The 19,708-nt window shown below is 73.5% G+C and carries 14 protein-coding genes; 11 read left to right on the forward strand and 3 right to left on the reverse strand.

Features of this window, described 5'->3' with window-relative positions:
• Nucleotides 1–139: 139 nt before the first annotated feature.
• Entirely contained in the window at nt 140–613 is a 474-nt protein-coding gene (locus VFG42_RS11090; protein WP_324908302.1) for a MaoC family dehydratase, read from the forward strand.
• Here VFG42_RS11090 and VFG42_RS11095 read toward each other — a convergent pair.
• Complete coding sequence (locus VFG42_RS11095) at nt 610–1,287, reverse strand: TetR/AcrR family transcriptional regulator (RefSeq protein WP_324908304.1); 678 nt, start codon at nt 1,285–1,287, stop codon at nt 610–612. The two genes, VFG42_RS11090 and VFG42_RS11095, sit on opposite strands and share 4 nt — an antisense overlap.
• Nucleotides 1,288–1,464: 177 nt before the next feature.
• Between VFG42_RS11095 and VFG42_RS11100 the strand changes: the two genes are divergently transcribed.
• The 8 genes from VFG42_RS11100 to VFG42_RS11135 all read left to right on the forward strand — a co-directional run bounded on the left by VFG42_RS11100 (nt 1,465) and on the right by VFG42_RS11135 (nt 11,734).
• The gene (locus VFG42_RS11100; protein WP_324908306.1) at nt 1,465–2,154 is read left to right on the forward strand and encodes a GntR family transcriptional regulator; all 690 of its coding nucleotides are present in this window, start codon (nt 1,465–1,467) and stop codon (nt 2,152–2,154) included.
• Between the two features lie 3 nt (nt 2,155–2,157).
• Nucleotides 2,158–4,815, forward strand: a complete 2,658-nt coding sequence (gene aceE, locus VFG42_RS11105; RefSeq protein WP_324908308.1) for a pyruvate dehydrogenase (acetyl-transferring), homodimeric type — start codon at nt 2,158–2,160, stop codon at nt 4,813–4,815.
• The gene (aceF, locus tag VFG42_RS11110; RefSeq protein ID WP_324908309.1) at nt 4,803–6,113 is read left to right on the forward strand and encodes a dihydrolipoyllysine-residue acetyltransferase; all 1,311 of its coding nucleotides are present in this window, start codon (nt 4,803–4,805) and stop codon (nt 6,111–6,113) included. Before aceE ends, aceF begins: the two co-directional genes overlap by 13 nt.
• Nucleotides 6,110–7,876 carry a dihydrolipoyl dehydrogenase gene (gene lpdA, locus VFG42_RS11115; RefSeq protein WP_324908310.1) on the forward strand — a complete coding sequence of 589 codons (1,767 nt, stop codon included), beginning with the start codon at nt 6,110–6,112 and terminating at the stop codon, nt 7,874–7,876. The genes aceF and lpdA overlap by 4 nt, the downstream gene beginning before the upstream one ends.
• A 16-nt stretch (nt 7,877–7,892) precedes the next feature.
• Nucleotides 7,893–8,414 carry an adenylate/guanylate cyclase domain-containing protein gene (locus VFG42_RS11120; protein ID WP_324908311.1) on the forward strand — a complete coding sequence of 174 codons (522 nt, stop codon included), beginning with the start codon at nt 7,893–7,895 and terminating at the stop codon, nt 8,412–8,414.
• Between the two features lie 11 nt (nt 8,415–8,425).
• Nucleotides 8,426–8,665 carry a hypothetical protein gene (locus VFG42_RS11125; protein ID WP_324908313.1) on the forward strand — a complete coding sequence of 80 codons (240 nt, stop codon included), beginning with the start codon at nt 8,426–8,428 and terminating at the stop codon, nt 8,663–8,665.
• 202 nt (nt 8,666–8,867) lie between these two features.
• Nucleotides 8,868–11,045, forward strand: coding sequence for an acyltransferase family protein (locus VFG42_RS11130; RefSeq protein WP_324908315.1), 2,178 nt, complete (start codon nt 8,868–8,870; stop codon nt 11,043–11,045).
• Between the two features lie 29 nt (nt 11,046–11,074).
• Complete coding sequence (locus tag VFG42_RS11135) at nt 11,075–11,734, forward strand: GDSL-type esterase/lipase family protein (protein WP_324908317.1); 660 nt, start codon at nt 11,075–11,077, stop codon at nt 11,732–11,734.
• A 223-nt stretch (nt 11,735–11,957) separates the two neighbouring features.
• Here VFG42_RS11135 and VFG42_RS11140 read toward each other — a convergent pair whose 3' ends face one another.
• On the reverse strand, nt 11,958–15,689 hold the full coding sequence (locus VFG42_RS11140; RefSeq protein ID WP_324908318.1) for a M12 family metallo-peptidase: 3,732 nt from the start codon (nt 15,687–15,689) through the stop codon (nt 11,958–11,960).
• 76 nt (nt 15,690–15,765) lie between these two features.
• On the opposite strand from VFG42_RS11140, the gene VFG42_RS11145 reads away from it, so the two are divergent.
• A complete protein-coding gene (locus tag VFG42_RS11145) occupies nt 15,766–16,608 on the forward strand; it encodes an MBL fold metallo-hydrolase (protein WP_324908320.1) in 843 nt (280 codons plus the stop codon).
• Here VFG42_RS11145 and VFG42_RS11150 read toward each other — a convergent pair.
• Nucleotides 16,605–18,119, reverse strand: coding sequence for an LLM class flavin-dependent oxidoreductase (locus tag VFG42_RS11150; protein ID WP_324908322.1), 1,515 nt, complete (start codon nt 18,117–18,119; stop codon nt 16,605–16,607). The genes VFG42_RS11145 and VFG42_RS11150 overlap by 4 nt on opposite strands.
• A gap of 43 nt (nt 18,120–18,162) precedes the next feature.
• Between VFG42_RS11150 and VFG42_RS11155 the strand changes: the two genes are divergently transcribed.
• The gene (locus VFG42_RS11155; protein WP_324908324.1) at nt 18,163–19,707 is read left to right on the forward strand and encodes an acyl-CoA carboxylase subunit beta; all 1,545 of its coding nucleotides are present in this window, start codon (nt 18,163–18,165) and stop codon (nt 19,705–19,707) included.
• The last annotated feature ends 1 nt before the right edge of the window (nt 19,708 follow it).

Below are 19,708 nucleotides of genomic sequence, written 5' to 3' on the forward strand. Positions count from 1 at the left end.
CCGGCGCTGCCGGGATGGAACGATGCCTCCGTCCCGGGGGACGCCGATCCCGGGGCGGCCGGCGAAACGGCGTGACCGAGGAGCAGATTGATCCGATGACGTACGAGAGGTTCTTCGCGACGACCACGGCGGCGGGCGCGTGAGCGCCGGCGTCGCACGGCCGACGACCGTCGCCGAGCTGCGCGCGCTGGCGGGCGCCGAGCTGGGCCCGACCGAGTGGGTCGAGGTCCCGCAGTCGCGGATCGACGCGTTCGCCGACGCGACCGGCGACCACCAGTGGATCCACGTCGACCCGGAGCGCGCGAAGGACACGCCGCTGGGCTCGACGATCGCCCACGGCCTGCTGACGCTGTCGCTGGCGCCGGGCCTGATGGAGCAGTTGATGGCCTACGACGGCTTCGCCCACGCGCTGAACTACGGCTACGAGAAGGTGCGCTTCCCGGCGCCGGTGCCGGTCGGCGCGCGCCTGCGGCTCCGGGTGACGATCACCGACGTCGCCGAGGTCCCGGGCGGCGCGCAGGTGACGATGGCGCAGACGATCGAGGTCGAGGGCGGCGCCAAGCCCGTCTGCGTGGCGCAGGCGGTCGCGCGGTTCTTCGAGCGCGAGGCCTAGGGCTTCTTGGCCGGCCGTCGCCGCCGCTTCGGCGCGGCGGCGGCCGGTGGGACGTCCGGGACGTCCAGGCGCAGCGCGTTGGCCCACAGGCGCGTGGCCGTCCGGACGAGCGCCTCGCGCTCGACGTGGTCGCCGAGGACGTAGACGCTGTTGGCCAGCCGGCCGACCATGCCCGACAGCGCGCGGGCGGTGAGGTCGGGGTCCAGCGCGGGGTCGGCCAGGCCGCGGGCCTGGAGGTCGCGGATCGAGCGCGCGTTGCGCTCGGCGAACAGCGCGCCGCGACGCCGGCGCAGCTCGCGCACGTCGTCGTCGATCGTCGCGACCTCGTCGAGCAGCCGCATCAACTTGGCGTTGCGCTCGTAGGCCTCCAGGTAGGCGCGGTTGGACGCCTCGATGACCGCGACCGGATCCTCGTCCCCGGTGACCTCGCGGACGTGCGGATGGAGCATCTCCTCCTGCGCCTCCTCGAGCACCGCCGCGAAGATCTCCTCCTTGTTGTCGAAGTACGTGTAGAACGACCCCGTCGAGCAGCTCGCCTCGGCCGTGATGTCCGTCAACCGCGCGTTGAGATACCCATCCCGCTCGAAGACGGTCCGCGCGGCCGCCACCAGCGCGGCACGCGTGCGAGCGCCACGCGCGGTGCGAGGAGGCTCGCGGTGAGGTGAACCTGGCATCAGGTTCAACCTAACGGAGGGGCCGGAGGCGTGTGGCGGGACAGGTGCGTGTCGGATGGTGGTGCATGGTTCACCACGAGGCGACACGCATCGCCGGGGGGCCGGGTCGCCAAGGGTCGTCGGGGTCGCCTGAGGGTTGTTGCCAGCTCCTTGCGTACTTGTATACTAGTACGCACGATGCGACCCCCGATCCGGGAACGCAGCAACGGCACTTCCGCTCGCGATCAGGCGTATGCGGCGCTGCGGCATGCGATCGTCGGGGCGGAGCTGGAGCCGGGGCGCAGGCTCAGCGAGAACCAGCTGGCCGAGTTGATCGGCGTGTCGAGGACGCCGGTGCGCGATGCGCTCGCGCGTCTGCGCGACGAGCGGTTGGTCGCGATCGTCCCGCAGCTCGGCACGTTCGTCACGTTCATCGACGAGGCGGCGGTCGCCGACGCGTACTTCGTGCGCGAGGCGCTGGAGGTCAGCGCGGTGCGGATCGCGGCGGAGAAGGCGACGGTCGAGGGCGTCGTGGCGCTCACCGCCAACCTCGACGCCCAGCAGCGCGCGGTCGACGCCGACGACGCCGAGGCGTTCGCCCGGCTGGACGACGATCTTCATCACCTGCTCTGCGACCTGAGCGGCCGGGAGGTCGCGTGGCGGCTGTCCGAGCGCACGCGCGGGCAGCTCGACCGGGTTCGCCTGCTCTCCCTGCCCGAGGCCGGCTACCGCGGCCAGATGCTCGTCGAGCATCGCGCCGTGGTCGAGGCGGTCGCCGCCCACGACGCCGACGGCGCCGAGGCGCGGCTTCGCCATCACCTGCGGATGGTCCTGTCCCAACTGCCCGCCATTCGCGCGGCTCACCCCGAGTTCTTCCAGGAGGACTAGTTCATGGCAATCCACCCCGACATCGACCCGATCGAGACCGCGGAATGGGTGGAGGCCCTCGAGGCCGTCATCCGCAACGACGGTCCGGACCGGGCCCGTCAGCTCCTGGAGGAGGTGTTCGCCGACGCGCGGCTGCGCGGCGTGCACGCCGCCGAGGACCTGAGCACCCCCTACATCAACACGATCCCCGCCGAGATGGAGGTCGCTGTTCCCGGCGACCCCGAGCTGGAGCATCGAGTACGCAGCCTGATCCGCTGGAACGCCATCGCCACCGTCCTCCAGGCCAACAAGGAGTCCAGCGAGCTCGGCGGCCACATCGCCTCCTACCAGTCGGCCGCGACGCTCTACGAGGTCGGCTTCAACCACTTCTGGCACGCGCCGTCCGACCAGCATGGTGGCGATCTGGTCTTCATCCAGGGCCACTCCTCGCCGGGCATCTACGCGCGGGCGTTCCTGGAGGGCCGCTTCAGCGAGGAGCAGATGAAGCGCTTCCGGACCGAGACCGGACCGGAGGGCGGGCTCTCCTCCTACCCGCACCCGTGGCTGATGCCGGGCTTCTGGCAGTTCCCCACCGTGTCGATGGGCCTCGGCCCGCTGATGGCGATCTACCAGGCGCGGTTCATGAAGTACCTGGCCGGCCGCGGCGTCGCCGACACCGCCGACCGCAAGGTGTGGGCCTTCATGGGCGACGGCGAGATGGACGAGCCCGAGTCGATGGGCGCGATCTCGCTGGCCGGTCGCGAGCATCTCGACAACCTCATCTTCGTCATCAACTGCAACCTGCAGCGCCTGGACGGCCCGGTCCGCGGCAACGGCAAGATCATCCAGGAGCTGGAGACCAACTTCCGCGGCGCGGGCTGGAACGTCATCAAGACGATCTGGGGCCGCCGCTGGGATCCGCTGCTGGCCGCCGACCACGAAGGCCACCTCGTCCAGCGCATGGAGGAGGCCGTCGACGGCGAGTACCAGGTGTTCAAGTCGCGCGACGGCGCCTACGTCCGCGAGCACTTCTTCGGCACCAACCCCGCGCTGGCGCGGATGGTCGAGGACTGGAGCGACGCCGAGATCTGGTCGCTGAACCGCGGCGGCCACGACCCGCAGAAGGTCTACAACGCCTACGCCCAGGCGGTCGCGCACACCGGCCAGCCGACGGTGATCCTCGCCAAGACGATCAAGGGCTACGGGATGGGTGAGTCCGGCGAGGGCCAGAACATCACCCACCAGGCCAAGAAGATGAACGAGAAGGCGCTGTTCGCCTTCCGCGACCGCTTCGGCCTCGACCTCACCGACGACGAGGTCCGCGACGTCTCCTTCCACCGGCCGCCCGACGACTCGCCCGAGATGAAGTACCTGAAGGAGCGGCGCGCGGGGCTGGGCGGCTCGCTGCCCCAGCGGCGCACCGAGGCGCCGCCGCTGCCCGTGCCGGAGCTGAGCGCCTTCAAGGCCCAGCTCGAGGGCACCGGCGAGCGCGAGATCTCCACCACGATGGCCTTCGTCCGGATCTTGTCCACCTTGGTCCGCGACAAGCAGCTCGGCCCGCACGTCGTGCCGATCGTCCCCGACGAGTCGCGCACGTTCGGCATGGAGGGGATGTTCCGCCAGCTCGGGATCTTCAGCCAGGTCGGCCAGCTCTACACGCCGCAGGACGCCGACCAGCTGATGTCCTACCGCGAGGACAAGAAGGGCCAGATCCTCCAGGAGGGCATCAACGAGCCGGGCGCGTTCTCCTCGTGGATCGCGGCGGCCACGTCCTACGCCAACCACGGCGTGGCGATGCTGCCGTTCTACATCTACTACTCGATGTTCGGCTTCCAGCGCGTCGGGGACCTCGCGTGGGCGGCCGGCGACTCCCGCGCGCGCGGGTTCCTGCTGGGCGGCACCGCCGGGCGCACGACGCTCAACGGCGAGGGCCTGCAGCACGAGGACGGCCACAGCCACATCCAGGCGTCGCTGATCCCCAACTGCGTGGCCTACGACCCGGCCTACGCCTATGAGTTGGCCGTGATCGTCCACGACGGCCTCCGGCGGATGCTCGCCGAGCAGGAGGACGTCTTCTACTACCTGACGATCATGAACGAGAACTACGCGCAGCCGGCGATGCCGGAGGGCGCCCAGGAGGGCATCCTGCGCGGGGTGCACGTGATCCGGGAGGCGCAGGGCGGCACGGCCGACGTGCAGCTGCTGGGCTCGGGCACGATCCTGCGCGAGGTCCTGGCGGGCGCGGACCTGCTCGCCGAGGACTTCGGCGTGACGTCCGACGTCTGGTCGGTCACGTCGTTCAGCGAGCTGCGCAAGGACGGCATGGAGGTCGAGCGCCACAACCGCCTGCGGGTGGGCGGGGACGGCTTCGCGCCGCGCGTCTCCTACGTCCAGGAGGCGCTGGGCTCGCGCCCCGGCCCCGTGGTCGCCGCGACCGACTACATCCGCGCGCTGCCCGACGGCATCCGGGCCTTCCTGCCCAAGGACAAGGACTACACCGTGCTCGGCACCGACGGCTTCGGCCGCAGCGACTACCGCAAGGCGCTGCGTGCGTTCTTCGAGGTCGACCGGCACCATGTGGTCGTGGCCGCGCTGCACGCGCTGGGCCGCGACGAGGACGTGAAGCAGGCCATCGAGCAGTACGGCATCGACCCCGAGAGCGAGGCACCGTGGCGGATCTGAAGGATGTGGCCGTTCCCGACATCGGGGACTTCACCGACGTTCCCGTCGTTGAGGTCCATGTCGGCGCGGGCGACGAGGTCGCCCAGGACGACCCGCTGATCACGCTGGAGACCGACAAGGCCTCCATGGACGTTCCGGCGCCGTTCGGCGGCGTGATCGCCGAGGTCCTGCTGAAGGTCGGAGACCTCGCCTCGCAGGGGACGGTCGTGGTGAAGATGGCCGAGTCCGCGGAGGCGGCCGCGACCGCCGAGGCCGGCGCGCCCAGCGCCGTGCGCACCGCGGTGTCGGCCGAGGCCAGCGCCCGGCCCAAGCCCGCCGACAAGCAGCCCCCGGCGCCCAAGGCGCCCGAGGCCGCGGCGGCGTCCAACGGCCTGGAGCCGGTGTACGCGTCGCCGTCGGTCCGCCGGCTGGCGCGCGAGCTGGGCGTGCCGCTGGGCGGCATCGCCGGCACCGGTCGCAAGGGCCGGATCCTGCCCGAGGACGTCGAGGCGGCGGCCAACGGCGGCGGCGCGGCGGCGCCCGCGGCGGGTGCCGGAGCCGGTGCCACGGGCGGCGGCGGCGACCTCGGCCTCCTGCCCTGGCCCACGGTCGACTTCGCCAAGTACGGCGAGGTCGAGCGCGTCGAGCTGTCGAAGATCCGCCGGATCTCGGCGGCCAACCTCGCGCGCAACTGGGTCCGGATCCCGCACGTCACGCACGACGACGAGGCGGACATCACCGACCTGGAGGCGTTCCGCAAGCGGCTCAACGCCGAGCAGGCCGACGTCAAGGTGACGATGGTCGCGCTGCTGGTGAAGGCGGTCGTCTCCAGCCTGAAGGCCTTCCCGGACTTCAACTCGTCCTTGGAGGGCGACGGCGTCGACGCGCTGATCCGCAAGAAGTACTACAACATCGGCTTTGCGGCCGACACGCCCAACGGCCTCGTGGTCCCGGTCATCAAGGACGCCGACCGCAAGGGGCTGCTGGAGGTCGCCGCCGAGCTGACCGACCTGTCGGGCAAGGCCCGCGCGGGCAAGCTCATGCCCGCCGACATGGCCGGCGCGACGTTCACGATCAGCTCGCTGGGCGGCATCGGCGGCACGTCGTTCACGCCGATCGTCAACGCGCCCGAGGTCGCGATCCTCGGCGTCGTGCGCAGCGCGACCAAGCCCGTGTGGAACGGCAGCGAGTTCGCCCCGCGGCTGATGCTGCCGTTGTCCTTGTCCTACGACCACCGGGTGATCGACGGCGCCGCCGCGGCGCGCTTCGTCGCCCACCTGACCGGCGTCCTCAACGACCTGCGGAGGGTTCTCCTTTGAGCGGCTCCCTTGATGTGCTCGTCCCCGACATCGGGGACTTCACCGACGTGCCCGTCGCCGAGATCCTGGTGGCGGTCGGCGACGAGGTGTCCGCGGAGGACCCGCTGGTCGTCCTGGAGTCCGACAAGGCCTCGATGGAGATCCCGGCGCCCGAGGCGGGCACGGTGGCCGAGCTGAAGGTCAGCGTCGGCGACACGGTCTCCGAGGGCGACGCGCTGGTCGTGCTGGCGGTCGGCGACCGCGAGGGCGTCGCGGTCGAGGCCCCGGCCGAGCCGGCGCCCGAGGCGACCGAGACGCCGGGCGTCGAGGAGGAGGTCGCCGTCGAGCGCGGCGACGTCCACGCGCAGGTGCTGGTCCTCGGCTCCGGCCCCGGCGGCTACGCGGCCGCGTTCCGGGCCGCCGACCTCGGTCTCGACGTCGTGATGGTCGAGCGCCACGACAAGCTCGGCGGCGTCTGCCTCAACGTCGGCTGCATCCCGTCCAAGGCGCTGCTGCACGCGGCCAAGGTGATCGCCGAGGCCGAGACGTTCGGCGCGCACGGCATCGCCTTCAACCAGCCCGAGGTCGACCTGGACGACCTGCGCGCCTGGAAGGACGGCGTGGTCTCCAAGCTCAACGGCGGCGTCGCGCAGATGGCCAAGGGCCGCAAGGTGAACGTCGTCCACGGCGAGGCCCGGTTCACCGGCCCGAACCTGCTCGCGGTCGAGCGCGACGGCGAGACGACCACGGTCTCCTTCGACCACGCGATCGTCGCGGCCGGCTCGCGCAGCGTCCAGCTGCCCGGCGTCCCGCACGACGACCCGCGCGTGATGGACTCCACCGGCGCGCTGGCGCTCGCCGACGTCCCGGCCCGGCTGCTGGTCGTCGGCGGCGGGATCATCGGCCTGGAGATGGCCACCGTCTACGACGCGCTGGGCAGCGAGGTCACGGTCGTCGAGTTGGCGGAGGGGTTGATCCCCGGCGCCGACCGCGACCTGGTCAAGCCCCTGCACAAGCGCATCGAGCAGCGCTACGCCGCGATCCATCTGAGCACCAAGGTGGACAAGATCGAGGCGCAAGACGATGGTCTTCACGTCACGTTCTCGGGCGACGTCGCGGACGCCGTCTTCGACCGCGTGCTCGTCGCGGTCGGCCGCGTGCCCAACGGCGCCGGCCTCGGGCTGGACGCCGCGGGCGTGCACGTCGACGAGCGCGGCTTCGTCTCCGTCGACGCCCAGCAGCGGACCAACATCCCGCACATCTACGCCATCGGCGACGTCGCCGGCGGCCCGATGCTCGCCCACAAGGCGACGGCCGAGGGCCACGTCGCGGCCGAGGTCATCGCCGGGCACGACGCGGCGTTCGAGCCGCGCGGCATCCCGTCGGTCGCCTACACCGACCCGGAGGTCGCGTGGGTCGGCCTGACCGAGACCGAGGCCAAGGACTCGGGCGTCGCGTACGAGAAGTCGGTGTTCCCGTGGAGCGCCTCGGGGCGCGCGCTGGCGATCGGCGGCGCCGACGGCTCGACCAAGCTCCTGCGCGACCCCAAGACCGGGCGGGTGCTCGGCGCCGGGATCGTCGGGCCGCACGCGGGCGACCTGATCGCCGAGGCCGGCCTGGCGCTGGAGATGGGCGCCGACGTCGCCGACGTCGGGCTGACGATCCACGCCCACCCGACGCTCAGCGAGACCGTGATGCTGGCCGCCGAGATCGCCGACGGCACGATCACGGACCTCCCCAACAAGGTCGCGATGCGGGCGGCGAAGGCCGCGGGCAAGTCATAGTTGTAGAGTCGAAGCCATGCGTGTGACGCGCACGTTCTGCTTCCTCGACCTCTGCGGCTTCACGTCGTTCACCGACGAGCACGGCGACCAGGAGGCCGTCGCCGTGCTGGGCCACCTGCGGGCGGTCCTGCGGGCCGAGGCCGAGAACAGCGGCGTGCGCGTGACCAAGTGGCTGGGCGACGGCGCGATGCTCAGCGGGGTGGACGCCACCGCCGTGATCGCCTGCGCGGCGACCGTGCGCGACGTCCTGCAGGCCGACGGCGCCCTGGCGCTGCGCGGCGGCATCTGCACCGGCAAGGTCATCATGTTCGAGGGCGACGACTACATCGGCTTCGCCGTCAACGTCGCGGCGCGCCTCTGCGCGAAGGCCTCGCCCGGCCAGCTCCTGCTGACAGCGGAGACCGTCGAGCACGTGCCCGACGCGATGACGCCGGTCGCGCTCGGCAAGCAGCCCATGTCGGGCCTCAAGCAGCCGATCGACGTGCTCGCGCTGGACCCGGTGGCCGTCGAGACGGCGCCCGTCCGGCCCGCGGTCTAGCTTGCCGGGCCATGATCCTGCGTGAGCCGACCGAGATCGATCGGTACCTCCGCGAGCTGCGCGAGCGAGACCGCGCGGCGACCGGGGCCGACGCCGCCGCGTTCACCCGCACGCTGGAGGCGCACGTCGTCGTGATGGACCACGGCACCGGCGACGAGGTCGAGGAGTCGCTGGCCACCTGGCTCTCGGCGCTCGACGACGCGCTCTGGCGCGAGCGGGTGCGCGAGGTGCGGCACGCGGCGCCCGCGTGAAAGACGGCTGATGCGGAATTCCCGCGGCCGTGATCGGGCGCCCGCCGGCGCTGGATCGCCACCCGATCCCTTGCCGATCCAACCAGGATCGGCTGCGAGATCGTGCGACGCCCAGCATCCGCCGTGCGCCCGATCACGACCACGGTCGATTCCGCATCAGCCGTCTAGGCCCGCCACACTTGGGTAGCCACAGATTCGATCCGTGGAGACCCGGAAGACCTTGGACAGCCCGACCCAGCCGACGGTCGAGCGGGCCTCCACGCCCGTTCGCGACGCCCTGCCCTGGATGCCCGCCGGACTGGCGGACCGGGCCGCGCCGTCGCGTCCGCGCTGGCGGCCGGAGATCCAGGCCCTGCGCGCGCTGGCGGTGTCGCTGGTCATCGCGGCCCACCTGTGGCCGGACCTCGTCCCCGGCGGCTACGTCGGCGTCGACGTCTTCTTCGCGGTCTCGGGCTTCCTGATCACGTCGCTGCTGGTCGAGGAGGTCGTCGGCAGCGGCGGCATCTCGCTGACCGGCTTCTGGGCGCGCCGCGCGCGGCGGATCCTGCCCGCGGCGCTGGTCACGCTGGGCGTGACGGCGATCGCGACGCTGCTCGTCGTCCCGTCGCACCGCTGGGGCCCGTTCCTGACCGAGATCGCGACATCGGCGACCTACGTCGAGAACTGGCGCCTCGCGCACACCGCGGTCGACTACTTCGCCCAGAGCGACGGCGTCTCGCCGGTCCAGCACTACTGGTCGCTGTCGGTCGAGGAGCAGTTCTACCTCGTCTGGCCGCTGCTGCTGGCGGGCGCGCTGGCGGCCACGCGCGGGCGCCCGCCGCGCACCCGCGTCGGCGTGCTGGCCATCGCGATGGGCGTGGTGACCGCCGCGAGCCTCTTCTACGCGATCGTGCACACCGCCGCCGACCCGCGGCCCGCGTACTTCGTCACGCCGACGCGCGCCTGGGAGTTCGGCCTCGGCGGCCTGGCCGCGCTGGGCCTCGGCGCGTCGATCGGCCGCATGCCCGCCCTGGCCCGCGTGCTGATCTCCTGGGGCGGCCTGGCCGCGATCCTCGTCGCCGGCTTCGCCTTCGGGCCCGGCACGCCGTTTCCCGGCGTCGCCGCGCTGCTGCCGGTCCTCGGCACGCTGGCCGTGATCCGCGCGGGCACGCCGGTGCACCGCCTCGCGCCGACCAAGCTCTTCGCCTGGCGCCCGATCCAGTCCACCGGCGACCTGTCCTACTCGCTCTACCTCTGGCACTGGCCGCTGCTGGTGCTGATCCCCTACGCCTTCGACGGGATCGGTCGCGGGCTGCTGGCCGGCATCGTGCTCGAGCTGACCGCGGGCCTGGCGTGGCTGTCCAAGCGCTACGTCGAGGACCCCGTGCGCGGCGCGCGCGGCCTGGCGCGGCGCCCCCGCCGGACGCTCGCGCTGGCGGGGATGGCGACCGCGCTCGTCCTGCTCGTCCCGGCCGCGGGCGCGATCCAGCTGCACCACGAGCTCGACCAGGACAAGCGGCAGACCAAGGAGCTGGTCTCCGAGCACCCGCCGTGCTTCGGCGCCGCCGCGCGCCCGCCCGGCGGCACGCCGTGCGACAACCCGGAGCTGGCCCGCCAGGTCGTGCCGACGCCGGTCGAGGCCTCCGAGGCGCGCAACGCGTCCTGCGAGGTCGTCGAGGTCGTCGGCCGCGTGCGCGCGTGCGCGTTCGGCCAGGCCGCCGACGACGCGCGCGAGACCGTGGCGCTGGTCGGCGACTCGCACGCCTCGCACTGGCGCGCCGCCTTCGACGACGTCGCCGCGCGGCGCGACTGGCACGGGCTGTCGGTGACGCACACGGGCTGCCCGTTCAGCCAGGCGACCGCCGCGCTGCCCGAGCCGCAGCGCACGCAGTGCGTGCAGTGGAACCGCGACACGATCCGCTGGTTCGAGCGCCATCCGGAGATCCATCGCGTGTTCGTCGCCGGCCACACCGGCGGCGACGTCGTCGGCCACCGGGGCGCCGACGCGTTCGGCGCGCAGGTCCGCGGCTACGCGCGCGCCTGGGAGGCGCTGCCCGCGACCGTCCAGCAGATCGTCGTCCTGCGCGACACGCCGAAGATGCGCGGCGCGACGCTCGACTGCGTGCAGGGCGCGATGGACGCCGGCGACGACCCGGCGAAGGCGTGCGCGGTCCCGCGCGCGACGTCGCTGGAGCGCGATCCGGCCGTGGCCGCCGCGCAGGCGGGCGTGCCGGGGCGCCAGGTGCGCACGATCGACCTCACCGAGACGCTGTGCGACCGCTCCTCGTGCTATCCAGTCGTGGGCGGCGCCTTGGCCTTCAAGGACGTCGACCACCTGACGACCGTCTTCTCCAGCACCTTGGGGCCGTACCTGGACGAGGCCGTGCAGCGCCTCTCCTGAGCCTCGCTCTTCCTGCCGACACCGAGCCTGTGCCCCGTCCTCGCCGCCTGCTCCCGACGCTGCTGGCCGCCGCGCTGCTGACGCCGACGGTCCTGCCCGCGGGCGCGTCGGCCGGGCTGGTGGCGGTCAACCCGTCCTCGGACGTGCTGGTGATCGGCGACTCGCTGGCCGTCGGCCTGCGGCCCTACCTGGCCGAGCAGCTCGGCACCGACGTCGCCTGGGACGCCAAGTCCGGCCGGACGACGCCGCGGGGCATGGTCGCGCTGCGCGCCGCGCTGAAGATCGTGCGGCCGTCGACGGTCGTGGTCTCGCTGGGCACCAACGACGGGTCGAGCCCGGCCCGCTTCCAGGACCGGATCAACCGCACGCTGAAGGCGATCGGCAACCGCTGCGTCGTGTGGACCAACATCTACCGCCCGGCGCGCAAGGGCCCGTACGCGGCGCTCAACGCGGTCCTGGTCGCCGAGGCCCAGCGCTACCGCCGGCTGCACCTCGTCGACTGGCTGAGCGCGGTGCGCCGCCAGGCGGTGACGCTGCCCGACGGCCTGCACCCCGACCAGGCGGGCTTCGAGTACCGCGGCAAGCTGATCGCCGACGCGGTCAAGGCCGACTGCGGCGGCGCCGCCACCACCACGCCGTCCACGGGCGCGCGCAGCGACGGCACCGGCGGCGTGGCGTCGCCGACGTAGCGCGGCGGGCAACCGACGCCCCGGTCGCCTGCCGGCCACCTGCGCCAGGGCAAGCCGCCCACGACGCTCGGGATGCTCACCGGCCACGCGCCGATCGACGTCGTGCGCCCGCGCCGCTCCAGGTTGCTGCCGCGCCACCTCGTCCTCGCGGTCACGCCGACGCGCGTGCTCGCCTTCACGGCGTGGGCCGGCGGCGGCGAGACGCGTGCGCGGGCCGGGTGGCCTACCCGACCGTCAGCGTGTAGGTCCGGCTGATCTTCTTGGTGGCGTTGGTCACCGTGAGCGTCACGGTGGCCTTGCCCGCGGCCTTGATCGCCTTGCGGTCCTTGGCCGACAGCTTGAGCGTCAGCCGGGCCGCCTGCCCGTCGCCGAGCTTGAGGGCCTTGGCCAGGACGATGGTCTTGACGACCTTCTTCTTGCCCTTGGCCTTCGGCGTCAGCGTGAGCTTGGCGGTGGCCGTGCCCGCGCACGTCCCACCGGCGCAGGCCGCGGCGGCGATGACCTTCGACGCGCGCGGCTTGCCCAGCTTGGTGGACTTGGTCGTGGCGAAGAGCGACAGGTCGCCGGCCTTGCCCAGCTTGTAGGGCTCGTCGACGCCCAGCAGCGTCGCGGCCAGCCGCTCGGCGATCGTGGCGGGGGACACCGGGGTCGGCGTGGGGACCGGCGCGGTGACGCCCGGCGCGGGCGCGGAGATCACCGGCGCGGGACGTCCGACGGGCCCGTTGTCGTTGTTGATGGTGTCGCCGGGCGGCGGCGTGACGACGACGGCGGGGGCGGGCGTGCCCGTGCCGGTCAGCGCGACCGTCCGCGGGCCCGCCGGGTCGTCGCTGGTGAGCGTCAGCGTGGCGGCCTGGTCGCCGTCGTGGGTGGGCGTCAGGCGCAGCGTGATCGCGCAGGAGGCGCCGACCGCCAGCGGGCGCGACGAGCAGCTGTCGGCGGTCCTGGCGACCGCGGCGGCGTCGGGGCCGCTCAGCGTCGCGGCGCCGACCGTCGCCGAGCCCGAGCCCGAGTTGGTGAACGTCACCACGGTGTCGGCGCCCGGGCTGCCGACGGTCGCGGTGCCGAGGCTCGCGGACGCGGGCCCGACGAGTGACGGCGCGGTCTGGCCGTTGCCGGTCAGCGCGACCGTGGTCGAGGACGGGTCCTCGGCGGTGGACAGGCTCAGCGTCGCGGACTGAGCGCCCGGACGGGTCGGATGCAGATGCAGCGTCACCGCGCACGTCGCGCCGGAGGCCAGCGCGGCGCCCGAGCACGTGTCGGCGGACAGGACGACGGCGGACGCGTCGGTCCCGGAGATCACCGGGGCCGTGGGATGCGCGGTGCCGGTGCCCGCGTTGGTGAACGTCACGACGGTGTCGGCGCCCTGGCCGCCGACGCCGGCGCTGCCGAGGTCGGCCGACGCCGGGGCCTGCAGGAGCACGGGGTCGGTCGTCGTGATCGTGAGGTTCGCCTTCGACACGTCGTAGAAGACGTTGCCGACGGCCATGACGCGGATCCGACCCTGCGTCGTGGTCACGCGCGGCAGGGTGACGGTCGCGGAGCCGTCGTTGGCCGTGCCGGGATCCAAGGTGTAGGGGAACGTGGCGCCACCGTCGGTCGACAGCTGGATCTCGACCTGCGCGGCGTTGACCGCGGTGCCGGCGCCCGTGCCCGCGACGTCCCAGGTCACGTCGACCGTCCCGCCGGTCGTCGCGCTCGCCGGGCTCGCCTGCGAGGTCACGCGGAACGGGCCCGCCGCCGGCGCGACGGTCAGCGCCGTGTCGGCGCTGCCGACGCCGCCCGCGGTCGGGTCGTTGTCGCGCGCGGTGACGCGGAAGTGCAGCGTGCGGTCGTTGTTGACGCCGACCCACGCGGAGGTCGGCAGGAACTCCGAGTAGCAGTCGACGGTCGCGGCCGGGACGGCGCCGCTGCCCGGCGCGGCCGGGCACGAGCCGGTCGCCGCGTCGGTGTTGTCGGCCGCGACCTGCAGCGGGTCGGGGAACGAGCGCCACGTCTGCGAGGTCGCGGCGTTCTCGCCCGGCGACGGCGACTGGTGGGCGGCGGTCTCGCCGTAGCGGGCCGCGGTGCCGAAGACGCGGAACAGCGGGCCGTTGGCCTTGGCGTTGCTGACCAGCGGGGTGCCGGTGGCGCCGCCCGGGTCGTTCTGCTCCCACAGGTAGGTCAGCGGGTCGCCGTCGCTGTCGCTGCCGGTCGCGTCCAGCAGGAACGGCGTGCGCTTGGGGATCGTGAAGGCGGCGGGCGTGCTGACGTTCGGCGCGTGGTTGCCGGTGACCTCCGCGGTCCCGCCGACGCGCGTGGCGCCACCGCTGGTGAACTCGCCGATGAACCCGGTGGCGCCGGCGATGCTGCCGAAGGCCAGCGCGCCGACCGCCTTGTTGGCCAGCGTCCCGCCGAAGGTCACCGTGAAGCCCCCGGAGTTGACGCCCGAGACGCTCACCGTGCCGCCGGCCGGCCACCCGGCGATGGCCTGGATGGCGTTCCTGATCGCGGTGGAGGTGTAGGACGTGATCGTGGTCGACGTCTGGCCGTTGTACTTCAACGTGAAGCTCGACGGGGTCCCGCTCAGCACGGCCTGCTGGGTCGAGCTGGCGTTGGTCTCCGCCTGCGCGACGTACGCGCCGATCTGCGTGACGCTGGCCTGCGAGAAGTACGGGTCGCTGTGGGCCTGCAGGTCGTCCTGCCCGCAGATGCCGGCGTAGGCCATGATCGAGCTGCCGCCGCCGGGCTCGACGCGCACGGCCTGCGTGGCCGACCGGTTCGACGGCCCGCAGTTGGCCTCGGTGCCGGAGGTGGCGGCGTTGCCGTTGAACGTGTGGTCGGCGCCGAACTGGTGGCCCATCTCGTGGGCGACGTAGTCGACGGCGAACGCGTCGCCGGTCGGGGTCGGGATGCCGGTGCAGCCGCGGCCCTTGCCCGGCCCGCCGACGACGCCGAGGTTGGCCAGGCCGCCGCCGTTGGTGCCGAGGACGAGGTGGGCGATGTCGTAGCTGCCGGCGCCGGCGATCCGCGCGGCGACGAGCGTGTTGCGCGTCAGCGTCGTGTCCTGGCAGGAGCCCAGCTGCGCGCTGGTGAAGCAGGCGCCCGAGCCGCACGGCCCGCCGGTGCCGGTGGCCTTGGCGGCGGTGTCGAGGTTCAGCGCGTCGTTGCCGTCGATCAGCACCATGCGGATCGCGAGGTCGCGCTCGTAGATCTGGTCGACCCGGTTCATCAGCGCGACCTTGGCGGCGGTGACGTTGGCCGCGCCGACGGCGGCCGCGTAGGTCGGGTCCGAGACGAGCGCGAGGCGGTAGGTGCGCAGGGTCACGGCGGCGCCGTTGGCGCGGGCGGCGTCGGGGCGGGCGGTCACCGTCGGCGGGCGGCCCAGCTCGTCGTCGCCGGGGGCCGCGAACGTCGTGGCCGGGTCCTCGGCGATCGCGTCGCGGTCGTAGGCCACGTACTCGCTGCGGTCGCGGTAGCGCGGATCGACGTACCAGGAGCCGTCGTCGTCGCGGACCGACGCGTGGAAGCCGATCGGGGTGACGTCGAGCCGGACGGTCGCCGACGGGTCGTCGACGCCGCGGCCGCTGTAGGTCTTGATGTCGGGGTGCGCGGCGGCCAGGCCCGGGGCCATCACCGGCGAGTCGACGACGTCGAAGCGCTCGAAGCCGCCGTCGGGCGTCGGCACCGAGATCGTCAGGCCCGCGCCGGAGGCGGGCGCGGCGGCCCGACGGCGCTCGGCGGGCGCGGCCTTCAGGACGCCGGCCAGCGCGCTCTGGTCGAGCGTGAACGCCGCGTAGCGGCGCGGCGCGACCAGCGGCTGGGCGGGCGTGCGCCGCGCGCCGCCGGGGCTCACGTGGCTCCACGCGTCCTTGGAGCGCGCGGCGCTGCCGGCCGCGTAGGCGGACGGCGCGGCGACGAGCACCGCGAGCAGACCCACCAGGAACGCGGGCGACGACTTCGGCAGGGCTACGGGCATCGATCGGATAGACGGCAGCAACGTGCTGGTATCAACGGTTTGCGGACGGATGTCCGCGATGCGTAGGGTCCGCATCATGACCGGCGAGGCGGCGGCCACCAACGCGATCGCGCTCACGCATGTCGGAGGTCCGACGCTCCTGATCGAGGTCGCCGGATGGCGGCTGCTGACCGACCCGACGTTCGACCCTCCGGGCGCCAACTACCGGTTCGGGTGGGGGACGGCCTCCAAGAAGCTCGCCGGCCCGGCGCTCACGCGCGAGGAGCTCGGCGCGATCGACGGCGTGCTGCTCAGCCACGACCACCACGGGGACAACCTCGATCCGGCCGGGCGCGCGCTGCTGCCGACGCTGGGGACGGTCGTCACGACCGCGTCCGGCGCGCGGCGGCTCGCGGGCGACGGCCTGTCCGGAGCGCGCGGCCTGACCGACTGGCAGACCACGGTCCTGGAGAAGGACGGCGCGCCGAAGCTGGAGATCACCGCCACGCCGTGCCGCCACGGACCGCCCGGCAGCCGCCCGATCGTCGGCGACGTGATCGGCTTCGCGCTGCGGTGGGAGGGCCAGGAGGGCGGCGTGCTGTGGATCTCGGGCGACACCGTGCTCTACGACGGCGTCCGCGAGGTCGCCCGCAGGCTGGACGTCGACACCGCGATCCTGCACCTCGGCGGCGTGCGCTTCCCGATCAGCGGGCCGCTGCGCTACACGATGACGGCGGCCGAGGCGGTCGAGCTGGTGTCCTTGATCGAGCCGCGCCAGGCGATCCCGATCCACTACGAGGGCTGGAAGCACTTCCGCGAGGGCCGGGCGGCGATCGAGGCGGAGCTGGCGGCGGCGCCGGCGGGCGTGCGCGACCGCTTCCGCTGGCTGGCGATCGGCGAGCGGGCCGAGCTGGCGGGCGGGGCCGCGGCCCAGCCCTAGTAGAAGCCGTGCCGCGCGAGCGGCTCGATCAGCTCGCGCTCCTCGTAGGAGAAGTGCGACAGCAGGGCGTCGGTGAGCAGGTCGACGGTGGCGTTGACGTTCGCGATGCCGTCGCCGCCGGGCGCGACGAGCGACACGAGCGCCTGGTCGACGCGCTCCAGCAGGTCGGCGATCGTGACGTGCTCGGCCTCGAGGCGGTCGAGCACGGGCTGGAGCGCGGGGTCGCTGCGGCGCAGGTGCGGGAAGACCGAGCGGTCCTCGAGCGTGTGGTGCTGGGTGACGACGCGGCAGTAGGTCTCGCAGAACGTGCCCAGCGTCCAGTTGTTCTGGCGGATCGTCATCCGCGTGATGTGCTGCCGGGCGGTCGTCGCGTCGGTCTCGCCGCGGGCGACCTGCTCGATGATCTCGCGCAGGCGGTCCAGCTCGGCGCGCAGGTGGTCGTGGACGTCGATCAGGTGGCGGCCCGCGGCCTGCTGGTCGGGCGTGTAGCGGCGCGCGCCCGTCTCGCCGGCGTCGGCGCCGCGCGCGGTCGGGCGCGTGGCCTCGTCCCACGCCTGCTCGGCCGAGAGGCGCCGCGCGGGCGGCGGCGTGGGGTCGGCGGCCAGCGGCGTGGACTCGACGACCACCGGCCGGGCGGCGCCCGCGCCGGCGCCCGCGAGCGGACGGCTCTCGCCGGCCAGCACCAGCTCGCGCACGGCGGGCGCGGTCTCCTCGGCGAAGCGGCGCACGTCGTCGTCGGAGGACGCGGCCAGGATGAAGGTGCTGATCCCGTCGCGCAGGTTCAGCTCGGCCAGCCGCTCAGGCTCCAGGCCGCCGGCGAGCAGGTTGAGCATGCGGCGGATCGCGCTCGGCGGGCGGCCCGCGGCGGCCGCCGCGTCGTCGATGCGCGCGTTGGCCTCCGGGATGTCCTCCAACTCGATGTAGCCCATCGACGGCAGCCAGCCGTCGGCCTGGGTGCCGGTCAGGCGCAGCATCCGCGGCTTGTAGGCGCCGACCCAGATCTCGACGTCGTGGGCGGGCGCCGGGCCGGGGTGGGCGCCGACGATCGCGTAGTGCTCGCCGACCTGGCGGACGCTGCGCTGGGACGTGTCCCAGAGCGCGCGCAGGATCTCGATCGCCTCGCTCAGCGCGTCGACCGCCTCGCCCGGCGTCCGGCGCGGGCCGCCCATGGCCGCGACGCCGTCCCAGAACGCGCCCGCGCCGAGCCCGAGGTCGACGCGCCCGCCGCTGAGGCGGTCCAGCGACGCGACCGCGCGCGCCAGGACGGCAGGTGGGCGCAAGGGCAGGTTGAGGACGTTGGGCGCGACGCGGACGTGCGTCGTCTGCGCCGCGACGACCGACAGCAGCGTCCACGTGTCCAGGAACTTCGCCTGGTAGGGGTGGTCCTGGAAGGTGACGAGGTCCAGGCCGACCGCGTCGGCCAGCCGCGCGAGCGCGAGGACGGCGTCGGCCTGGGCGGCGTCGGGCGTGACGAAGATCCCGAACTGCGGCTCGTGCCCGTAGTCGGCCATGGCCGCGAGCATAGTTGGAGCGTTCTTTGGCAGGGTGCGGGGCATGAGCGACGCCCCGACCCCGGCCGACGACCTGGCGGAGCTGCTCGCGCGGCGCGCGCTGACCGAGGACGCGGCGCGGCCCGAGGCGGTCGCGCGGCGCCACGAGGCCGGCGGGCGCACCGCGCGCGAGAACGTGGAGGACCTGGTCGACCCGGGCTCGTGGGTCGAGTACGGGCGCTTCGCGATCGCCGCCCAGCGCGCGCGGCGGCCGCTGCGGGAGCTGTACGAGCGCACGCCCGCCGACGGCCTGCTGGCGGGCACGGCGCGCGTGGACGACGTGCCGGTGGCGGTCATGGCCTATGACTACACGGTCCTGGCCGGGACGCAGGGGATGACCGGCCACGACAAGAAGGACCGGCTGTTCGAGCTGATCGAGCGGATGGGCCTGCCGGTGGTCTTCTTCGCCGAGGGCGGCGGCGGGCGGCCGGGCGACACGGACTTCCCGGCGGTCTCGTGGCTGCACACGCGCGCGTTCGCGCTGTGGGCGAAGCTGAGCGGGAAGGTGCCGCGGATCGCGATCGTGCACGGCCGCTGCTTCGCGGGCAACGCGGTGATCGCCGGGTGCTCGGACCTGATCGTCGCCACGCGCGGCGCGTCGCTGGGCATGGGCGGGCCGGCGATGATCGCGGGCGGCGGGCTGGGCGAGGTCGCGCCCGACGACGTCGGGCCGATGGACGTGCAGGAGCCCAACGGCGTGGTCGACGTCGTGGTGGAGGACGAGGCCGAGGCGGTGGCGGTCGCCAAGAAGTTGTTGGGGTTCTTCACGCGGCCGTTCGTCGACGGGTGGAGCGCGCCCGACCAATCCAAGTTGATCGAGATGCTCCCCGAGAGCGGGCGCCGGGCCTACAACGTGGTTCCGGTGATCGAGGGGCTGTGCGACTCCGGGAGCGTCGTGGTCCTGCGGCCGAGGTTCGCGCCCGAGATGGTCACCGCCTTGGGCCGCATCGAGGGCCGCCCGGTCGGCATCATCGCCAACAACACCAAGTACTACGCGGGCGCGATCATGGCCGACTCCTCCGACAAGGCCGCGCGCTTCCTGCAGCTGTGCGACGCCTACGGGATCCCGATCGTCTCGCTGGTCGACACGCCCGGCTTCATGGTCGGGCCCAAGCACGAGCGGACCGCGCTGGTGCGCCACACGTCGCGGCTGCTGGTCGCGGGCGCGGCGCTGCGCGTGCCGCTGCTGGCGGTCGTGCTGCGGCGCGGCTACGGGCTGGGCGCGCAGGCGATGGTCGGCGGCTCGCTGCACGAGCCGCTGCTGACCGTCGCGTGGCCGAGCGCGCACCTCGGGCCGATGGGCCTGGAGGGCGCGGTGCGCCTGTCGATGCGCCGCGACCTGGAGGCGATCGCCGACGACGCCGAGCGCGAGGCGCGCGTGCGCGAGCTGACCGCCGCCGCGCAGGCCAACGCGGCGGCGATCAACGCGGCGACGTTCTTCGAGCTGGACGACGTGATCGACCCGGCCGAGACGCGCGGGATCGTCGCCGCGACGCTGCGCGCGGCCGGGGAGACCGCGTGGTCGGGGCGCTTCGTCGACCCGTGGTGAG

This window comes from Baekduia sp. (assembly GCF_035685985.1).
GTDB lineage: Bacteria > Actinomycetota > Thermoleophilia > Solirubrobacterales > Solirubrobacteraceae > Baekduia.

Bases quoted from the DNA above. Each gene is read 5' to 3' on its own strand.
- VFG42_RS11095 (WP_324908304.1), bottom strand. From the start codon at position 1,287: ATGCCAGGTTCACCTCACCGCGAGCCTCCTCGCACCGCGCGTGGCGCT.
- VFG42_RS11100 (WP_324908306.1), top strand. From the start codon at position 1,465: ATGCGACCCCCGATCCGGGAACGCAGCAACGGCACTTCCGCTCGCGAT.
- aceE (WP_324908308.1), top strand. From the start codon at position 2,158: ATGGCAATCCACCCCGACATCGACCCGATCGAGACCGCGGAATGGGTG.
- VFG42_RS11120 (WP_324908311.1), top strand. From the start codon at position 7,893: ATGCGTGTGACGCGCACGTTCTGCTTCCTCGACCTCTGCGGCTTCACG.
- VFG42_RS11125 (WP_324908313.1), top strand. From the start codon at position 8,426: ATGATCCTGCGTGAGCCGACCGAGATCGATCGGTACCTCCGCGAGCTG.
- VFG42_RS11140 (WP_324908318.1), bottom strand. From the start codon at position 15,689: ATGCCCGTAGCCCTGCCGAAGTCGTCGCCCGCGTTCCTGGTGGGTCTG.
- VFG42_RS11145 (WP_324908320.1), top strand. From the start codon at position 15,766: ATGACCGGCGAGGCGGCGGCCACCAACGCGATCGCGCTCACGCATGTC.
- VFG42_RS11150 (WP_324908322.1), bottom strand. From the start codon at position 18,119: ATGGCCGACTACGGGCACGAGCCGCAGTTCGGGATCTTCGTCACGCCC.
- VFG42_RS11155 (WP_324908324.1), top strand. From the start codon at position 18,163: ATGAGCGACGCCCCGACCCCGGCCGACGACCTGGCGGAGCTGCTCGCG.